General features: G+C 35.4%; 21 protein-coding genes. 7 read left to right on the top strand and 14 right to left on the bottom strand.

What is annotated here, in order from left to right; translation table 11 throughout:
• Positions 1–57: 57 nt before the first annotated feature.
• Entirely contained in the window at positions 58–645 is a 588-nt protein-coding gene (locus R2Q77_RS12165) for a riboflavin synthase (protein WP_316803994.1), read from the top strand.
• Positions 646–801: 156 nt separating this feature from the next.
• On the top strand, positions 802–1,263 hold the full coding sequence (locus tag R2Q77_RS12160) for a DUF4268 domain-containing protein (protein ID WP_316803993.1): 462 nt from the start codon (positions 802–804) through the stop codon (positions 1,261–1,263).
• On the opposite strand, the gene R2Q77_RS12155 is transcribed toward R2Q77_RS12160, so the two are convergent.
• Positions 1,260–2,411: a tetratricopeptide repeat protein gene (locus R2Q77_RS12155; RefSeq protein ID WP_316803992.1), complete on the bottom strand. Its 1,152-nt coding sequence runs from the start codon at positions 2,409–2,411 to the stop codon at positions 1,260–1,262. The two genes, R2Q77_RS12160 and R2Q77_RS12155, sit on opposite strands and share 4 nt — an antisense overlap.
• A 134-nt stretch (positions 2,412–2,545) precedes the next feature.
• On the opposite strand from R2Q77_RS12155, the gene R2Q77_RS12150 reads away from it, so the two are divergent.
• From R2Q77_RS12150 to R2Q77_RS12140, 3 genes are all read left to right on the top strand, one after another.
• Complete coding sequence (locus R2Q77_RS12150) at positions 2,546–2,842, top strand: hypothetical protein (protein ID WP_131535852.1); 297 nt, start codon at positions 2,546–2,548, stop codon at positions 2,840–2,842.
• 25 nt (positions 2,843–2,867) lie between these two features.
• Positions 2,868–3,455, top strand: coding sequence for a porin family protein (locus R2Q77_RS12145; protein WP_316803991.1), 588 nt, complete (start codon positions 2,868–2,870; stop codon positions 3,453–3,455).
• Between the two features lie 83 nt (positions 3,456–3,538).
• Positions 3,539–3,814, top strand: a complete 276-nt coding sequence (locus R2Q77_RS12140; protein WP_316803990.1) for a hypothetical protein — start codon at positions 3,539–3,541, stop codon at positions 3,812–3,814.
• Positions 3,815–3,869: 55 nt separating this feature from the next.
• Here the strand turns inward: R2Q77_RS12140 and R2Q77_RS12135 are convergent, their stop codons facing one another.
• The 5 genes from R2Q77_RS12135 to R2Q77_RS12115 form a co-directional block, all read right to left on the bottom strand.
• The gene (locus R2Q77_RS12135) at positions 3,870–4,793 is read right to left on the bottom strand and encodes a YihY/virulence factor BrkB family protein (RefSeq protein WP_316803989.1); all 924 of its coding nucleotides are present in this window, start codon (positions 4,791–4,793) and stop codon (positions 3,870–3,872) included.
• A gap of 72 nt (positions 4,794–4,865) precedes the next feature.
• Positions 4,866–5,264, bottom strand: a complete 399-nt coding sequence (locus R2Q77_RS12130; RefSeq protein WP_316803988.1) for an META domain-containing protein — start codon at positions 5,262–5,264, stop codon at positions 4,866–4,868.
• A gap of 96 nt (positions 5,265–5,360) precedes the next feature.
• Positions 5,361–5,573: an alkylphosphonate utilization protein gene (locus tag R2Q77_RS12125; RefSeq protein WP_131535847.1), complete on the bottom strand. Its 213-nt coding sequence runs from the start codon at positions 5,571–5,573 to the stop codon at positions 5,361–5,363.
• A 46-nt stretch (positions 5,574–5,619) separates the two neighbouring features.
• Positions 5,620–6,144, bottom strand: a complete 525-nt coding sequence (locus tag R2Q77_RS12120; protein ID WP_316803987.1) for a GNAT family N-acetyltransferase — start codon at positions 6,142–6,144, stop codon at positions 5,620–5,622.
• A 245-nt stretch (positions 6,145–6,389) separates the two neighbouring features.
• Positions 6,390–6,755, bottom strand: coding sequence for a hypothetical protein (locus R2Q77_RS12115; protein ID WP_316803986.1), 366 nt, complete (start codon positions 6,753–6,755; stop codon positions 6,390–6,392).
• Positions 6,756–6,995: 240 nt separating this feature from the next.
• On the opposite strand from R2Q77_RS12115, the gene R2Q77_RS12110 reads away from it, so the two are divergent.
• Positions 6,996–7,340 carry a single-stranded DNA-binding protein gene (locus tag R2Q77_RS12110; RefSeq protein ID WP_316803985.1) on the top strand — a complete coding sequence of 115 codons (345 nt, stop codon included), beginning with the start codon at positions 6,996–6,998 and terminating at the stop codon, positions 7,338–7,340.
• Between the two features lie 53 nt (positions 7,341–7,393).
• Here the strand turns inward: R2Q77_RS12110 and R2Q77_RS12105 are convergent, their stop codons facing one another.
• The 7 genes from R2Q77_RS12105 to R2Q77_RS12075 form a co-directional block, all read right to left on the bottom strand.
• On the bottom strand, positions 7,394–9,445 hold the full coding sequence (locus R2Q77_RS12105) for a TonB-dependent receptor (RefSeq protein ID WP_316803984.1): 2,052 nt from the start codon (positions 9,443–9,445) through the stop codon (positions 7,394–7,396).
• Between the two features lie 72 nt (positions 9,446–9,517).
• Positions 9,518–10,828: a sorbosone dehydrogenase family protein gene (locus R2Q77_RS12100; protein WP_316803983.1), complete on the bottom strand. Its 1,311-nt coding sequence runs from the start codon at positions 10,826–10,828 to the stop codon at positions 9,518–9,520.
• 249 nt (positions 10,829–11,077) lie between these two features.
• Positions 11,078–11,863 carry a DUF2807 domain-containing protein gene (locus R2Q77_RS12095; RefSeq protein ID WP_316803982.1) on the bottom strand — a complete coding sequence of 262 codons (786 nt, stop codon included), beginning with the start codon at positions 11,861–11,863 and terminating at the stop codon, positions 11,078–11,080.
• A 5-nt stretch (positions 11,864–11,868) separates the two neighbouring features.
• Complete coding sequence (locus R2Q77_RS12090) at positions 11,869–12,246, bottom strand: GntR family transcriptional regulator (RefSeq protein WP_316803981.1); 378 nt, start codon at positions 12,244–12,246, stop codon at positions 11,869–11,871.
• A gap of 5 nt (positions 12,247–12,251) precedes the next feature.
• Positions 12,252–13,103, bottom strand: coding sequence for a hypothetical protein (locus R2Q77_RS12085; RefSeq protein WP_316803980.1), 852 nt, complete (start codon positions 13,101–13,103; stop codon positions 12,252–12,254).
• Between the two features lie 2 nt (positions 13,104–13,105).
• Positions 13,106–13,945 carry an ABC transporter ATP-binding protein gene (locus R2Q77_RS12080; RefSeq protein WP_316803979.1) on the bottom strand — a complete coding sequence of 280 codons (840 nt, stop codon included), beginning with the start codon at positions 13,943–13,945 and terminating at the stop codon, positions 13,106–13,108.
• A gap of 26 nt (positions 13,946–13,971) precedes the next feature.
• Positions 13,972–15,732: a S41 family peptidase gene (locus R2Q77_RS12075; protein WP_316803978.1), complete on the bottom strand. Its 1,761-nt coding sequence runs from the start codon at positions 15,730–15,732 to the stop codon at positions 13,972–13,974.
• Between the two features lie 306 nt (positions 15,733–16,038).
• Between R2Q77_RS12075 and R2Q77_RS12070 the strand changes: the two genes are divergently transcribed.
• Positions 16,039–18,258 carry an NADP-dependent isocitrate dehydrogenase gene (locus R2Q77_RS12070; RefSeq protein ID WP_316803977.1) on the top strand — a complete coding sequence of 740 codons (2,220 nt, stop codon included), beginning with the start codon at positions 16,039–16,041 and terminating at the stop codon, positions 18,256–18,258.
• Positions 18,259–18,434: 176 nt separating this feature from the next.
• Here R2Q77_RS12070 and R2Q77_RS12065 read toward each other — a convergent pair whose 3' ends face one another.
• Positions 18,435–18,797: a ribosomal protein L7/L12 gene (locus R2Q77_RS12065; RefSeq protein WP_316803976.1), complete on the bottom strand. Its 363-nt coding sequence runs from the start codon at positions 18,795–18,797 to the stop codon at positions 18,435–18,437.
• Between the last annotated feature and the right edge of the window lie 18 nt (positions 18,798–18,815).

Below are 18,815 nucleotides of genomic sequence, written 5' to 3'. Positions count from 1 at the left end.
TTTCAAAGATCAATTATAAAGGTCGGTCTTTACTTTAATGAACCAACCATAAATAACATGTTTACCGGAATTATAGAAACCCTTGGTGAAATTACTGCCATCAGAAATGAACATACCAACGTTCATTACACCATTTCATCAGCCATTAGCCACGAGCTTAAAATAGACCAGAGTGTTGCACATAATGGTGTTTGTTTAACGGTTGTGGCCTTAACGGAAGATATGCATACCGTTACAGCTATAGAGGAGACCCTTAATAAAACTAATTTAAACAGTTTAAAAGTAGGCAGCAAAGTTAATTTAGAACGTTGTATGCAAATGAATGCCCGTTTGGATGGTCATATTGTGCAAGGACATGTAGATCAAACTGCAACCTGCATAAAAAGAGCAGAACTGGATGGCAGCTGGGAATATCGCTTTAAGTACGATGCCTCTGCAGGTAATGTAACTGTAGAAAAAGGCTCTGCTTGTGTTAACGGTATTAGTTTAACGGTTGTAAATTCTGCTACCGATGAATTTTCAGTGTTTATTATTCCATATACTTTTGAACATACCAATTTACACGAAGTTGAGGTTGGTGATACGGTAAACCTTGAGTTTGACATCATTGGTAAATATGTTGCCCGTTTAATGGGAAACAAATAGTTTATGCATGGTTATATTTGAAAAGCAAATGCAGTTTTTCAATTAAAGTGAGTTCCCGCTATTTCTGGTGAAAAATCGGGATGCCGTTGCAATCCCTTTAATTTACCCAGGCTTATACCAGCATGTAGTTTCCAGTTTCAAATTCAATAAGATTAAATGTACAGTAAAGAAGAAGCCGCAAGATTACGTCAGCAATTCTGGATTAGTTTTGGGCAATACATGAAACCCGTTCCTTCGGCAAGCGGATCTACCGTGAACTGGATGAATTACAAAACCGGGGTTAAGCACATTTTTTTTAAAATGGATGTAGATCAAAAAAAAGCATCTATTGCCATTCAGCTTGCGCATCCTGATGAAGGGATTCGCCATCTGATTTTCAATCAGTTTGAAGAATTTAAACTTATGCTAACCAATACCATGAACGAAGAATGGGATTGGAGCCTAAATTTTACTGATGAATACGGAAAAACCGTAAGCCAGATTTTTATTGAATTAAAGGGCGTAAATATCTACAACAGGCAACACTGGCCCGAGCTTATCTCTTTCTTTAAACCAAGAATAATAGCCCTGGATGATTTTTGGGATAATGTTAAACCTGTATTTGAAAATTTAAGCTAATCGGTTTGGTTTAGCTGATCAATTCGGCCCCTGGTATATTTAATTTCCTCTGCATCTCTTTCAACATCGGGTTTGTTTTTAAGGTACAGGTTATAATAACTCAAAGCATTTTTCTTGTTTTTATATTTAAGGTCGTAAAGTAAACCTAAATGATAATAAATGCTTGGATTTACCTTGTATTGCAATCCCTTTTTGTATGCAGCGGTGGCCAGGTTGAGCTGGTTATTTTCATCGTAAATAAGCCCAAGTAAATCATAATAGTTTGATGTATTGGTTGAAATGCCCTCTTCGATGGTTTTCTTTGCATAAGTGCCCGCATTTTTATAATCTTTAAGCTTTCTGTAGCTTAGAGTTGTATAGTATAAGGTTGCTTCATTTTGCATACTGAAGGTTTCTAAAAGTTTAAGCATACTAATGGTTTTCTCATATTTTTTGGTATAGTAGTAAGCCATAGCTACATCTTTCAGTACATTACCATCAGCACCATCTTTTAACAGTTTTTCTCCTGTTTTAATAACTTCATCATATTTTTTTAATGCATTGGCAACAGGAAGCTTTGCTCTTTGTAAAATCAGGTTTCCTGAATCGGCTGCAATTGCGGTATTAAGTGTATTATAGGCCATCAGGTTGTTTTTTAGCTTTTGGTAAGAATCTGCAAGGTCGTAAGCAACATCACCTTCCACGGGGTTTAGCTTATTTGCCTTTTGCAGGTATAATAAACGTAAGCTATCGGTAGCTACAGGATATAAATTAGCCAGTTGCTTATAAACATTAAAATTATTACTATCTATTTTAACAATTTCCTTGTAATATGTTTTGGCCTTGTCGTTATTACCCCGCCTGGAGTTTATACTCGCCATACTAAATAAGATGGGAAGATTTTGAGGCTGTTGCTGGTATGCTTTAGAATAATACTTTTCAGCTTCAACATAATTGCCAGCCATTATAAAGCAGTAACCTAATTGTGTAATGGCCTTAAAATCGGTTACTTCCTCACCATAAATTGCTTTTAAATATTGTGCAGCTTCAGCATAACGTTGCGTTTGATAAAAGTCGTAGAGTTTTTCTTTATCAACATTTGTACTGGTTTGGCCGAGGGCAGAAAGGACTAAAAACCAGAAAGACAACAATAGGAAGGGCGTTTTCATATTCGTATAATTTTAAACTAATTTATTAGTTGTTTTCGTGGAATCCAAATTTATCGATGGATTTTTTATGGAAAAAAACAAATTGGCCGGGTTATTGGTTACTGTTGTTAGTATAAATTTTAAAACAGAAACTTATGAATACTTTAAAAAAGTTTGAATTAATGGAAAAGATTGTGCGTGAATTGGAAGATTTACAGAACTCTCAGCAAGCACTGATTCAAAAAATCGGTAAGATAGAAGTAGATAATATCGAACTTGGTGATAAAAGACTGGAGAAAGATTTACCAGATATGCACCAGCGTTTGGCAGATAACCTGGATACAATTGTTTCGATTTTAGATTATTTTGCAGATAAAACGAGTAACTTTGGTGATAAGAACAACGTAGATGCCTTAAAAGAGCAACAAGCTATTAACGACGCTACGAGTTAATTATTAAACCAAAACATTTTAATTTATGAAATCGATCTACATCACCCTTGCCTGTTTATTTATAGGCTTCTGTGCAAGCGCGCAGATTTTACCAACTTTTCAACTGGGCGTTAAAGCCGGAGCAAATTTTTCGAAGTTTGATACAGAAAACACTTTTAGCAGCGATAACCGGACAGGTTTTTATGGTGGGCTTTGGGCAAGGGTAGGTGCAGCTGGTGTTTATTTCCAGCCTGAATTATATGTATCTGGCAAAAAGACAAATTTGGTAGATGCAAATGGTCAGGTTAACTCTGTTCGTTTTACAAGTTTGGATGTGCCCTTGTTAATCGGTACTAAATTTGGAGCTGCAGGAATTGGACTAAGGTTAAACACCGGACCAATGTTCTCCTTAATTTTAGATGATAAACAAAGTTTTAGCCAGGCGGCAGGAAATGTTTTTAAGGCCGACTTTAAAGACCAAGGCATTTCGTGGCAATTTGGTGCTGGACTGGATATAAAAAAGCTCAGTTTTGATGCCCGTTACGAACTTGGATTATCTAAAATAAATAAGGCAGGTTATCCTGGTACTAAACTAAATCTATTTACTATAGGTTTGGGTTACAGGATTTTGTAAGTTATCAACATTTTGAATCTGTAGAGCTGATTTGGACTAATTATTGTATTTAACAAAATAAATCTAATCAAAATGTCAGCCCTATGAATCTAAAAGAATTATTATTAAAAGGCCAGAATTTTATCGCCTTGCTTAATCAATTCCGGATTGATGTAAATGATTTGATTATTAAAGATGAGGAAACAATTTTTAATAATCAATCTCATCAAAACAGCGAAGTGGTTAAAGAAACGGTGTGGATAGAAGGCAAAAGTAACGAAGGTTTGGTAAACCTGTTTGGTACATTACATTACAATTTATTAAATAAACTGGCTGTATTTGAAATGCAGGGTTACGAAAAAGTAAATGCATTAAAGTAATGCAACAGTTAAAATAAAGCGGGCAAATCAATAACATGGTTTGCCCGCTTTTTATTTATTTAACCTCGTGTTCTATTTGGGTTAATTCGTAGGCAAAGGCTCCATTTTTTGGAACAATTGGCGTTTCTTTTTGCTCACTTAACGCCTTAATGTAAGAAGCTCCGAAATAAAAGATCAATGAAGAGTAAAATACAAAAAGCATAATTACAATTATAGACCCTGCTGATCCGTAGATGTTGCCAATATTGCTTAAAGGAAGTAAAATGCGCAGGATGTATTTTCCTGCAGTAAAAAGGCAGCCCGTTAGTAATCCACCTGATACAGCAGCTTTCCAGGTTGGCCTTCCATTGGTTAAAAACCTGAATAAAATGGTAAACCAGGTGGTTACAATAACCACAAAAACAAGCTGGTTGATAACGGATGTCATAACCAATTCAAAAGATCTGGAATTTGTATTAATAAAAGAACCAATAATTGCCTGTACACTATCGGCAAGTAAACCAATAAAAAATAAAATCCCGGCAAGCAAAATAATCGTAACAGAAATTGCCCTTGATTTTAGCGTATCTAAAATCCCTTTGCCCCCCTCTTTACCTATATTCCAGATTTGTTCTAACGAATTTTTAATCACATTAAATAATGTGGTGGCAACAAATAGAAAAAAGATAAAACTAAACAAAGTAACATACCAGGCTTGGTCTATTCCCCTAATATTTCTTAACGTAAGCCTGATTTGCGCAATACTGCTATCGTCTAAAATATTTGCCAGGCGTTCAAAAAGGTGAGTCACCAATAAGCGCCTGTCGGTAAACATTCCAAACAATCGGATCAGGATAATTAAAATAGGAGGAAGGGCAAAGTTGGTAAAAAAAGCTGTTGCACCAGCTAAACGCAAGGGGTCGTTTTTTTGGAATAAAATAAAGGCCTTTCTTGCGGTAGAGAAAAAGAATTTTAAATCTCTTTTAATTGATAATTGCATCCTTTGTTAGGTAAACATAAAAAGTCCGAAAATACTAAAAATAGTTTGTCGCGGGCTTATTATAATGTTAATTTACGGTGCTAATTTGTTAAAAACTAAAATCGTCTTGTCTCCATTTAATAAATGCAACTTGCCATCTATTAATTTTGCATGAGTTGTTTCGTTCAGTGCTGTTAAATAGGCACGTTCTAAATCATCCGTTTCCTGGCAGAACATTTTTGTTCCAAAAATATTTTTAAGCACAAATTTATTGTCTGTTATTTCGCCCTGGCCTCCATAGTTATTGCAGAACGATTTTCCACTAATTTTTAGTCCTTCACCAAAATTTAGAGTTGCTTTTGTTTCTGGTAATTTTTTACCTGGTAATTCTGCCAATTCCCATTTGGTATTGGTTAATGTAGAAGGATCAATTTTTTCGAGGCAGGCACTAAATAAGCAAATGATAAGCCCACAGATAAATAGATTTTTCATAGTTAACGATTTTTGCTTTTAATCAGCAAAAATTAATCCAATACCAGGGGTATAAATGGCTTTACAAATAAATAATGGTATGTTTTTGGGCTATAATTAGTTTTTCTTTTTTAAGAACATGGTTTTAAGAACTAAAACAGTGCCGTTTACACGGCCTTCAATAGCACCGGGATCATTAGTTAACCTGATGTTTTTTACAGCAGTTCCCATTTTAATGTCGGATGCCATTCCTTTAACCTTTAAGGTTTTAATTACAGTTACTGAATCACCTTCGTTTAAAATATTACCGTTGCTATCTTTTACTTCCATATCTGATGTATTTAAGACGCCAAAATTAGAATATATATTTAATAAACTATTTATGTTTCTCAATCTTTAACCAATAATGAGGCTCACCCTCATAGTCGAAAGTATTGATCCGCTGTAATCCAACTTTTTCCAGTACATTAATAGATGCCTGGTTATTAATATCAGCAATTGCATATACTTCATTGATATTCAGCTTGTTAAAGGCGTAATTAATCGAAGCTTCAGCCGATTCTGTTGCGTAACCTTTGCCCCAATATTTCTTCATTAGCCGATAGCCTAAATCGTAATAATTGATATGATTGTTGGTTAATTCTGTAATGAGTTTTAATCCCGACCAACCTATAAATTGCTTGGTTTCCTTCTCAATAACTGCCCAGCGGCCAATGCCGTTTTCTATATATTGTTTGCGGATATAATCAATATTTTGCATGCCCTCTTCAACAGTTTTTATCGTCTTTTTCCCTAAGTATTGATGCACTTCAGGGTCAGAATCCAGTTCGAATATTCCTTCTGCATCTTCTGGCTGTAACGCTCTTAATAGTAGTCTTTCTGTTTCAGCATATATTTTCATCCGTATAATTATTTTTAAGGGTTACCCAATTATCTTGTGTTTATGGGGAGGCAAATGGTTTCGTTAATTCAACTTGGTCAAGTTTTATCAAACGCTGTATCAAAGATCAAAAATAGCATCGATGAAACCGATGTAGAAAATTAATAATTTTTACCGAAAATGCTGATTAATGCTGTTTTATTTAAACGACAGTTGGATTAGCCAAAAATAGGATAAATCTATCTGTTGACATGTGAATTTCTGAATTAAGACAACCACAAAGATTCTTCTCTTTTAACCAGTAAAAATTCTTCCTGGCTTATTGATAAATAACCATATTCGTAACAGAATACATAGAAATTTCCATTTTGAGCCTGATAGGTATGGGTATGATAATCGAAATTAAATCCAGCAGTTAATAATTCTTTCCTTTGAATTTTAATTTTTGATTTAGGGTTGAGCTTTGAAAGAATAGTGCGGTTTTTTCTAAGGATGAAGTTTATTCTTTTCAATATGGCGCTATCACCGCTTTTTAAACGGTTGTTGTAGTTATTGCGACATAAATCGTTACAGAATTTTTTATCAGCACGGCCTTTCAAAGGTAATGCGCAATCAAGGCATAAGCGATCCATAATATATACAATTATTTATATTCTATGGGATGCCCTAAAAGTAGTAAAAATATTTTTCTTTTTTAGAAAAAAAATCTTCGTTTTAACGCTGTAATTGTATGTTTTCCGTTTTTAAACGTTTATAAACGACTATAACTATTTATTATACGGGTAACTTTTTGGTTCCTCCCCACCTTTGTAATGTCGGTAGTCAAGAGAATTACTGGTCGTTAAATAATTAGAAACTTAAATTAAAAGATCATGGGAAGCGCAACAAACAAAGTAGTATTAAGTGGTTTTGCAGGAGCAGACGTAGAAGTGAAAAAACTTACAGGAAACCTAAAACTGGCGAGGGTAAATCTCGCTGTAAACGAAAATTACAAAAATTCTTCGGGCGAAGAAGTAAAAAAGACGCAATGGTTCACCTTAATCTTTTGGAATGCTAAAGCTGATTTAGCTGAAGTGCAAATTAAAAAAGGTACAAAAATCACAGTCGAAGGTAGGTTACAATGTGGCAGCTATGAAGCTAAAGACGGCAGCAAGCGATACACCACAGAAATTATAGTTCAGGAGATTTCTTTTAAAGCACCTGAAATCGTAAATTAAAAAGAATTGCTAAAAGGGCCCGATAGATTAATATCAGGCTCTTTTAGTTAAAACTATAGCTTTATAGAAAAACCGGTGTAAAAATTAATTCCTGCAGCAGGGTTAAAATATCTGTCGTTTGCTGCGTTCAGGTCGTTCCCTAAACTATACTTTTCATTAAATAGGTTATTAATGCCGGCGAAAACATCAAGTTGGGCTTTTTCAATTTTCAATGATCTTATTCCCGCCTTCATTTCTACAATATGGTATCGGTTGGCAAACACTGTATTTGCATCATTTAATGGAATTGCAGAAGTATAATTATGCTGTGCGAAAAAATAAATGCCCCTATTAAATTGAAATTCTAAACTGCTTGTCAAAGTATGTTCAGGAACACCGGTTAATTTATTTCCACTATAATTTCCGGTATCATTTACAAAATTCCTAAACCTAAAATGCGAATAAGTGTAACCATTTCTGAAATATAAATTATTTAGAAAAACATTCGTATTTCTGAAAATTAATAGGGTTGTCTCCAACTCTAAACCTTGCTGTTTTGTTCCTCCTGCATTTATAAAGTATTCTGTATCAACATCCTTTTGTCGTCTTACAATTGCATCTTTTAATTCATATTGAAAGATATTTACATTGGCGTAAAAACGGTTAGATAATGTTTTAAATCTTAGACCTGTTTCATAATTCCAGCCAGATTCGGCCTGTAAATCATTATTTATAACATTGCCTGACGGGCGAACTTCTGCCGTGGTAGGAGGAGAGTAGCCCTTGCTCACAGATGCTCTTACAGAAAATTCGGGATTGATGAGGTAAGAAGCTGCGATTTTAGGCATAAACTGCTCCCTGAATTTTCTTTGTTTTACTGCTATAGAAACAGGGTAGAAACGCTCATATTTATAGTTAAAGAAATTTAGACTGGATGATAACTCAATTAATAGCTTACGGTTCAGATCGAAATTTACACGTATAAAGGCAAAATCCTGATTGGCTTTTAAATGGTCATATGCTTGCATTGCAGCAGGAGAACCAGCATTGTTATTAAAATTTTTAATCTGGCTTTTTGTACCTGAACTTTCCAATCCTGCCTGCACATTCCAATTCATATCTTGACCGGTTGTTGCAAATTCTAAAAAAGTTCTAAGCCCCAACGTACTTTCATACCTTTTTTCATAATTGGTTATAAAGGGGTTTTTGAAATCGGTATAGGAGGTGAAGAATGAGATAACATGTTTAAATTTGTCGCTGATTTGATAAGTGTTTGAAAGGCCTCCAAACGTTGTTTTATTATAAATAGCCGCCTGTTGAGTGATGGCACCCGGTATTTTGGATGTTGCAGGTCGTGCTAATTCCGGATTTTGTGCTACCTGTTCCGCTGTTAATCCGCCCGGAGTTTGATAACTTAAATCACTATAAAAGGCAAAGAGATCTAAAGTTCCCGCCTGGCTGTATTTCCATTGTTGCGTAGTTTGAAAATATTTACGGTTTAAAGCGCTGTTTTCTCGGTAACCATTGCTTTTCTGGTAGCCTTGAGTAAAACTAAACCGATAATTTTTAAAATTACGTGTGATACTCGCGGTTTGGTGTAGTAAACCAAAGGAACCGGCAGTTAAAGACACCTCCATTTTATTTTGAGTTAAATCAGGTGTTGAAATTAAAATAGCCCCACCAGTGTTAGCCCCAAAAATACTGGCTTCTGGTCCTTTATAAATTTCTAAAGTGCCGGTAGCAATTACATCTAAAGCATTTAAATAGGTATTCCCATCTGCGCCGGTTAAAGGGAAATTGTTAACATAAATTTTGATGTTCCTGATGCCGAAGGGAGACCTTAGCAAACTCCCACGCAGAGATAAACGATAACTGCCTGGAGAACGTTCTTCCATTCTAACGCCGGGTACAGTACTGAAAACACCAATTAAAGAGCTGTTTTGTTGATTTCTGATTAAATTGCTATCCACCACAGATACAGCGGATACCGATCGGAGGATGGGTTGTTTGTTGTAATACCCTTTAACCGTAACCTCGTTTAATTTCAGCGTATCTGATGGGATATTTTGAGAAAACGCATTAAATAAACAAAAAACCAGGAAGAGTAATATGAAGGTCGATTTCAAAATAGGGCTTTTAAAAAAATGCATACCTATAAAGGTATGCATTCTGAAATATTGTAAATTTATTACTGTTTTCTATTTAGCTGAAATTCTCCAAATCACCCCGCTTACATCATCGGCTACTAATAGTGCCCCGTCTTGTGTTAAGGTTACGCCCACTGGTCTGCCGTATACTTCTGCTTTATCCGCATCAGCCACAAATCCTGTTAAAAAATCTTCCGGTTTGCCTGTTGGCTTCCCATCTTTAAAAGGGACAAAGGCTACTTTATAGCCTGAAATCTCTGATCGGTTCCAGGAACCATGTTGCCCTATAAAAGCTCCACCCTGATATTTTGCCGGAAATTTAGTGGCTTTATAAAACGCTAATCCTAAAGAGGCTGTATGTGCACCAACCGGAACATCAGGAACGATGGCTTTTTTTACCATTTCGGGATTTTTTCCTTTCATCCTCGGGTCTTCATTTTGGCCGTAATAAGAAAAGGGCCAGCCATAAAATGCTCCAGGTTTAACACTGGTAATGTAATCAGGAACAAGGTCATCGCCAAGTTCATCACGTTCATTTACTGCTGTCCATAAGGTATTCGTGCCGGGTGCCCAATCTACCCCAACAGGATTTCGTAAACCACTGGCATAAATTTTTTCTCCGCTGCCGTCCGGATTTATTTCTAAAATATTGGCTCTTCTAACTTCGTTTTCAAGGCCATGTTCTGCCACATTACTGCCAGAACCAACGGTTACGTAAATTTTTGTCTGATCGGCATTGGTAATTAAGTTACGTGTCCAGTGGTTGTTGTAACCTCCGGCAGGTAAGCTTAAAATCTTTTTACCCGTTCCGCTGATTTTAGTTTCACCAGTTGTATAGGGATACTGCCAAACACCATCTGTATTGGCAACATAAAATGAGTTTCCTATAAAGGCCATTCCATAAGGTTGATTTAAGCCTGATAAAAATGTAGTTGTAGTTTCTGGCACGCCATCTTTATTTGCATCGCGATATAGCAAAATGGTATTAGCACTTTGTCCGGGTACTTCTGATTTCGATTTGCCAGAGATTGCATTTACAGCCGCTTCGGCTTTACTTCTTTCAGAGTTTGACAATACAACTAATACATCTCCATTAGGGGCAATAATCATATTTCGAGGACTTTTAATGCCCGATGCAAACTTTGTAACCACAAAGCCTTCAGGAGCAACAGGTGTTTTACCGTCTGGCCAGCCAATTACCTTACTGAATTTGTTTTTGGAAGCTTTTGTATCGGGTGCAGGAAGGTTTAATTCTCCAGTCTCCGTTTTTACTGCTGTTTGTTGTTGCGAACTGGAGTTTGATTGACAACTTAATAAAATTACAGAAGAAAATAAGGAAGCGTATAAAATCTGATTTTTCATAGGTGTATAGTTATAGGTTTGAGATTATGCCACCAAGCATAAAATTTATAACATAGAAAACAAAAAGAAGTTTTAGGCGCGTCCAGAATAAACCTTTTGAGAATGTTGAATGGTTAGTCTTATAAGTAACCTAAATCTTAAAAAAAATAAGGTGTTCATCATTTTAGGCTTTACTGAATCTTTTGGAATAGACCAGGAATCAATTCGTGGCTACGATTAAGATATTAGAGCAATTAAAAACGGAGATTTTTATTCCTCGATTATTTTCAATTTTTCATTTCTGATTTCAAGTTGATTTCCTTTTGGGCCCGTTGAAAGAATTTTTCCGAATCGTTTAGTGTCTTCTACATAAACAGCCGCCGGACGTTTCACATGGTAATAGAGATTTGCTATGAAAAAAGATTGCTTCTGCTTTGGCGTAATAGGATTATGAAGTAGCCAGGTATTGCTAATGGTAATGCCCGAATTTCCACTTGCATCCAGATAAAGATTATCTGTTTTAAGATAGTTGATCAGGAATTTAGAGTTATTCTGGGTGTTGATTTTAAAAGATTGATTTGCAACTAAAGAATCAATTCTGCAAGTACCGTTTTTTATGGTTACGGATTGAAGTGATTGTACAGTTAAAAAAAACGTTGGGTCATAAATTGTATTGGACAATGTTTTTTCATTAATCCTGTTTTTTTCTAAAGTTAGGTATAAGGTATCGCTACTTATCTGGTATTTCAAAAGGGGTTCAAGAAATTTAAGGATGCCAATCGAGTTTTTTTGATTGGCACTGCTGTTAACTAAGTAAATCGGATTCCATAGCATTTCTTTGTTTTCTGATGTCTGTATAGCGCCATTAATAACAAGATGTTTAAAAGCAGGTACTTCTTTAAATGTCATTTCAGCTTTCCATCCATTTTTTTGCGGCAACAATTCTTCTGCAAAATCTCCTTTTTTATACTTTGATTTCATCAGCAAGTTAAATCCTGATAAGCTCAGCACAATTAAAATAATAAGCACAATTAATATTCTATAGCTCGTTTTCATAAGGCCTATTTTGTAGTCTTGTTTTGTTGTTTGAATTTTTCAAAATCAATGTCAAGATCAGATAATTCTATACCCATTACATACATTTTGCGAAAAAAAATTGGAAGTTCTTCTTTTAAAAACTGTTCTTTTTTAAGTTTATTAAGCAATTCTGCAGCCTGATGATGAACGAAATAGCCCATGCCTCTTTTTGTATAAATGATGTTTAAATTTTGCAGGTACTCGTAAGATCGCATTACGGTGTTGGGGTTAACTTCAAGATTTATAGCCAATTCTCTAACCGATGGAATTTTTTCGTCAGGCAGCCACTTTTTAACCAGAATCTGATCGCTAACATAATCTGCTATTTGCAGGTAAATTGCTTGTGTATTATTAAAATCCATGCGCCTTACAATTGAGTTTCTTTCAACTTAAATAAAGTTGCCACGAGCAATAATGTGAAAATAATAATACATAAAGAAGCAGGAATCCAGCTGTCTTTATCATCAACCCTAATTTTATTGTTGTCTGCGTACTTGTTTTTAAAAACAAGATCAGAGAATAAAGTGCCATTATCAGCATCACTTTCAAAATTACTTTTTTTAAGGGTCGCATCTGATAAACCAGTTTTTTTCTTGTATAAAGCAGAGAACTCGGTAGGCTGCTCGTTAGAATAGATGCTTTTGATCATCAATCCATTTAAGGTGTTAAAAACTAAAATAATAATGGCAAAGGAAAGAAACACTTTTAGAAATATGAACTTTTTAAAATATAAAGAGCAATGTAAAACAAACGATTGAGCCATTAAAAAAATACAGAGCATAATTTTTATATTCCTTGTATTGAGCGAAAGCGATTTATTGAGGTTTCCAAAACCTTCGGTATCTATTTTATGAACAAGTTGCATAGTAGGATATCCAAGAGCAAAGTACACTAATGGGAAAATTATGATGCCATATACAATTGCAACTAAAAGTTTTTCGAGCGGAGAAACGGGCAACATTAAATTGCGAATACTTGTTGCTTTTGGTGCATATACACTTAATAGCGAACTCGTAAAAATGGAACCAATAATAAAAAGTCCGAAACTAAAAATCATGTTTTGTACTTCGCTGGTCAACCGACTATCCGTTATAGGAAATAGAAGGGTAAGCGTAGCCAAAATAACAGGAAGCGCAATTATACTCAGAAAATAAAGTTTTTTATTTTCTGACCATTGCTTGGTAAACAGATTAAAAAAACGAGGAAAAGAGAATTGCATAGTTATTGGCGGTTAAATATTGGGAGAATTTGTTTTTTTTCCGATAAAACGGCATTGAAGAAAAGCTCCATATCCAGTTTTGAATGCTCCTGTTCCATATTTTTAGTTACAATAACGTAGCCTTTTAAGCCACCTTCTACGTAAAAAGGTTTATTAAAATCATCCAGTTTCATAACCTGTTTAAATACCAGTTTTTCAGTAATGGCATCTACAGATTCATGAAGCAGGATTTTCTTATCGTCGAGGATTAAAACATAATCGATAAGCTGATCTAAATCCCGAACCTGGTGAGTGCTGATTATGATGATTTGGTCTTCTTGTAGAATCCCTGCCATAATTTTTCTGAACTGCCTTTTGGAAGGAATGTCTAAGCCGTTTGTGGGCTCATCCATAATTAATATTTTAGTTTGTGCAGCAATGGCAAATGCAATCATTGCCTTTTTCTGTTGCCCATAACTTAACTGATGGAGCTTTGCACTTTGAAAAATTTCAAATTCAGTAAGGAGTTTGTTAAATAAAGCTGTATCAAAAGCAGGATAAAACGGCTTATTGATCTTTAAATAGTTTTTGATAGAAATTTGTGGTGTATCCACCTCTTCCGGCAGTAAATAAATAGATTGCAAGAACGACGTTGTTCTTTTGGAAGGAATTTCACCAATAACCTCAATGTAACCGGATTTAGGGAAAATTAGACCACAAATTTGATGCAGAAGACTGCTTTTTCCTGATCCGTTAGGCCCTAATAAACCATAAATATGGCCGGGCTTTATTTCTAAATTTAGGTTTTCGAGTACAGTTTCCTGTTTTTGATAACCGAAGGTTAAATTTTTAATTCGAATCATGGTTTAATTTTATCAAGAATCTTTTCTTAGTTTTTTGTGGCTAATGAAAGTGCTTTTTCAAGTACATCATCTTTATCTGTTTTAATGCCTTCAACGGTTTGATGTACCTCAATATCGGGAATAATTCCGATTCTTTGTGTTTCTTTTCCATTAAGGTGGTAAACACCTATTTGGGTAAAAGCGGTGCTTAATCCACCGGGAAATGGAATCTGCATGCCAACAGATCCATCCGCTCCAGCAGTTTGAGAGCCAATAACTATGGTATTTGGCCTGGTTCTTAAAGCCATTACCGACAATTCTGCCAGGCTCTGAGTCTCCTCATTAATTAAAACAATTAATTTACCTTTATAATTATCGTTTTTAGTTTCACCAATTCTGATGTTTTTCATGTAATCATCAGATAGATACGTGAATAATCCTGGTGTTTTAACGCTTGCAGCCGTATATCTGGCAAAATCCATTGGCTGGCTAAAAAGATATTTGCCAATTACCCATACAAACATCGTTTGCTTTGGATAGGTTCTTAAATCTATAATAAGGGCTTTTGATTTTGCCACCTGAGGCATAATCAACGGAATTTGTTTTACATCCAAAATACCTGGATTTATATAGGCGATATCATTAATAATTTTAAATCCAGTATCAATCGGTTGAGCGGGTTTTTTATAATTAATCTTGTATACCGTATAACATTTTACAATCGTACTTCCAGCTTTATTATCACGTAAATAGCTTATGTTAAGGGTAGAATCGTTTGTTCTTAATAATTTTGGCGCAAGTTTTCTAAGTAACGTTGGATAGTTCGATGCTGTAATGTATTGGATTTTCGATTTTATTACTTCATCCACCGGAACATTATTTATTTTTTCAATCACATCTCCTTTCTTTAAAGCATCATTTAAACCAATAATTTCATCATTGCTATATTTAACAACAGGTTTTTTATTAATAAATACAAGCTCAATATTGGGTTTAAACAGGCCATCATAGGCAATTAGGGTTACGTTATTTTGCCTCACATCAGAATGGGTATCCTGAATTTCTGAATTTAGAGCCGAGATGGCTAATTTATAGTTAAGCTCGTCTTTGGCTGCAATAAATCTGGGTAAATATTCTTTTAAAATACTGCTCCACGGTTTATCGGTTAAGCTTTTGTAGGGTGCAAAGTATTCGAATATGTTCCAAAACCTGTATAAGGCTAAAATGCGAAATCCTGCATCGGGATAGGTTGGTTCTAAATAAGGCGATTCATTTTTAAAAATCGCGGCGGGTGTTTCCTCATCGTATAATTTTACGTAGTAATTGTCATCCGGTCTTTCGGCGGCTTTAATGGTATTTAGCTGGGCAATTAGAGTCTGATCAAATCCCGAAGTATTAAACCAGCCAAAATCTGGCTTGTACCTTACTTCGGCTTTATTGGTAACCTTACTGGCAGGTATAAAGGTGCCTAATGAGTTAATCCATTTTGATAATACTTCATTTCTTTCCGTTTTTGATTTACTGTTTAATATTTTTGGCATAACCCTAAACAATTCATAATCCCAATTATAATTTCCGGTTGAAATGGCTGGATGGTGGTATTTTAAAAATCCCCAAACTTTTCCTAAAGCAGTAAGGTCTTCAATTTGGGTAGGAGAGATATGAGTTATAAAAATTTTGGAGCCCGCGTTAAATGCAGTATCCAGTTTTGCTTTAGAGGGTTTGTTGTCCTGAGTTGGATCAGAATCCTGACAAAAGCCATAAACGACGATTAAAAAAAACGAGATTAAAAGAAGTAACTTTTTCATTTTAAGAGATATTTAGTTATGCTGAAACTTATAATCAGATTAAGTGTATTAGTATGATAGTACACTGCAATTATAAATTTTAATTCTGGTAACTGCAAAATAATGGTGATAAATATTTTTAGTTCTGCCGGATAGAGTTTGTTTATAGAATGGATATTTAATTGTAAAAATGACGAGTATCATCGAACTAATTTAACCTGCGTATGTTACTTAATTCGTTCGTTTATTTTATCTTTAGGCGATTTTGAAATCGATGGTTTAAATACAAGCCTATTGATAAATTAACTTAATAGCAAAAATTAATATATGTCAAACACATCAAAAATCATCTATACAAAAACAGATGAAGCGCCTATGCTGGCCACTTATTCATTTTTACCTATTGTACAAGCTTTTACCGCTTCAGCTGGTATTGATGTAGAAACCAGAGATATTTCCTTAGCAGGAAGAATATTAGCAACCTTCCCTGAATACTTAAAAGACGATCAAAAAATTGGTGATGCTTTAGCTGAGTTAGGCGCATTGGCCACTACTCCGGAGGCGAACATTATAAAATTGCCTAATATTTCAGCATCTATTCCGCAGTTGGTAGGTGCAATTACCGAATTACAATCTCAGGGTTTTGCAATTCCAAATTATCCTGATAATGCGCAAACTGAAGAAGAAAAAGCAATTAAAGCTAAATATGCTAAAGTTTTAGGTTCGGCTGTAAATCCTGTTTTACGTGAAGGTAATTCAGATAGAAGAGCACCTAAAGCGGTTAAGAATTATGCTAAAACCAATCCTCATTCAATGGGTGCATGGTCAGCTGATTCTAAAACTAAAGTTGTTAGTATGAGTGAAGGCGACTTTTATGGTTCAGAAAAATCTGTAACCGTAACGGATGCAAGCCAGTTTAAAATAGAATTTGTAAATGCAAGTGGTGCTGTAACTGAATTAAAAGGATTATCTCCTTTAAAAGCGGGCGAAGTAATTGACAGTTCTGCATTAAGTTTAGCGGCTTTGAAAACTTTTGTTGCAAAAGAAATTGTTGAAGCGAAAGCTGCAGGTGTTTTATTGTCTGCGCATTTAAAGGCAACCATGATGAAGGTTTCTGACCCGATTATTTTTGGCGCAATTGTAGAAGTTTATTTTGCTGATGTTTTTGCCAAATATGCCGATCTGTTTGCTTCATTAAATGTTGATACCAGAAATGGTTTAGGTGATGTTTACGCTAAAATTGCAGGTAACCCTAAACAAGCCGAAGTTGAAGCAGCAATTGCAGCAGCGATTGAAAATGGCCCGGCTTTAGCGATGGTGAATTCTGATAAAGGAATTACCAATCTTCATGTTCCTTCGGATGTAATTGTTGATGCTTCTATGCCGGCAATGATCCGTACTTCGGGGCAAATGTGGAATGCAGCTGGTCAAGCTCAGGATACAATTGCTTTAATTCCGGATCGCAGTTATGCTGGCGTTTATACCGCAACTATTGATGATTGTAAAACGCATGGTGCCTTTGATGTAACGACTATTGGTTCTGTTCCTAATGTAGGTTTAATGGCTCAAAAGGCTGAGGAATACGGTTCGCACGATAAAACTTTCCAGTCAACTGGAAATGGAACTATTCGTGTAACGGATGCTGATGGAAAAGTTTTCTTTGATCAGAAAGTAGAAAAAGGAGATATTTTCCGCATGTGTCAAACTAAGGATGCACCCATTCAGGATTGGGTTAAACTGGCTGTAAACAGAGCTCGTTTATCTGATACACCGGCAGTATTCTGGTTGGATGAAAACAGGGCACACGACAGGGAAATCATTGCAAAAGTGAATAAATATTTGCCTGATTATGATACAAAGGGTTTAGACATCCGCATTTTATCACCGATAGAAGCCACTAAATTTACTTTAGAAAGAATCCGTAAAGGTTTAGATACCATTTCGGTTACTGGCAACGTACTTCGTGATTATTTAACCGATTTATTCCCGATTTTAGAACTGGGTACTTCGGCTAAAATGTTATCTATAGTTCCGTTAATGAATGGTGGTGGTTTATTTGAAACCGGTGCGGGTGGTTCGGCTCCAAAACACATTGAGCAATTTATAAAAGAAGGTTATTTACGTTGGGATTCGTTAGGTGAGTTTTTAGCACTTCAAGCTTCTTTAGAACATTTATCACAAACGCAAAATAATACTAAAGCGCAGATTTTAGCTGATGCACTGGATGAAGCCAATGCCAAATTCCTGGCAACCGATAAATCTCCAGGTAGAAAACTTGGTACAATCGATAACCGTGGTTCACACTTTTATTTAGCTTTATACTGGGCTGAGGCCTTGGCCGCCCAAACAAAGGATGCAGATTTAAAAGCAAGATTTGCACCATTGGCAAAAGCTTTAGCAGAAAATGAATCCAAAATTAATGAGGAATTAATCGGATCGCAAGGCAAACCTCAGAATATCGGTGGTTATTACAACCCTAATGATGAATTGGCAGGTGCAGCAATGCGTCCGAGTGCAACTTTAAATTCGGCTCTGGCAAGTTTATAAGCGAAGGCAAAATAAATATTAAAGCCCTGACCGATTTATTTCAGTCAGGGTTTTTTGCTTTCTAACCTGAGTTAGATTATAATTTTGCTGGTATTTTGGGCTACAGGCAGGTATTCAGGTGATGCTCCGAATTTATAATCGAATTCTGTTTTTTAAGTATTTATTAGATCTGACAATTAGATCAACATTTTGTAGTAGAGGATGTAACCTACCAGCGCAGCTATGATTATCAATGCAATGTAGAACTTAATGTTTGTGGGCCTTTCTTTGATAAATACAGAATCCGAAGCATCTGCTTTTCGGTTGGTGTTCAACGGCTGGCCACGTTGATTTGTTGCTCCATTGTTGTTCATAATATTCGTTGCATAGTTGCCAGACGACATGTTATCCACCAGGTCTTTTGCGTCTTTAAGGCCAATATCTATCTGCGCTTTCAACGCTTTAATGGCTTCTAATTTTTTATTTTTATGGATAAGTTCCATGATTTCGGAAACATCAACTTCCTGGTTATTTATGGTTATTTTTTTAATCTGTTTCATAGGGTTCGGGTTATAAGC

The sequence above is a fragment of the Pedobacter nototheniae genome (genome assembly GCF_032678625.1).
Classification (GTDB): Bacteria; Bacteroidota; Bacteroidia; order Sphingobacteriales; family Sphingobacteriaceae; genus Pedobacter; species Pedobacter nototheniae_A.
This window is presented reverse-complemented; position numbering and strand designations above follow the sequence as displayed.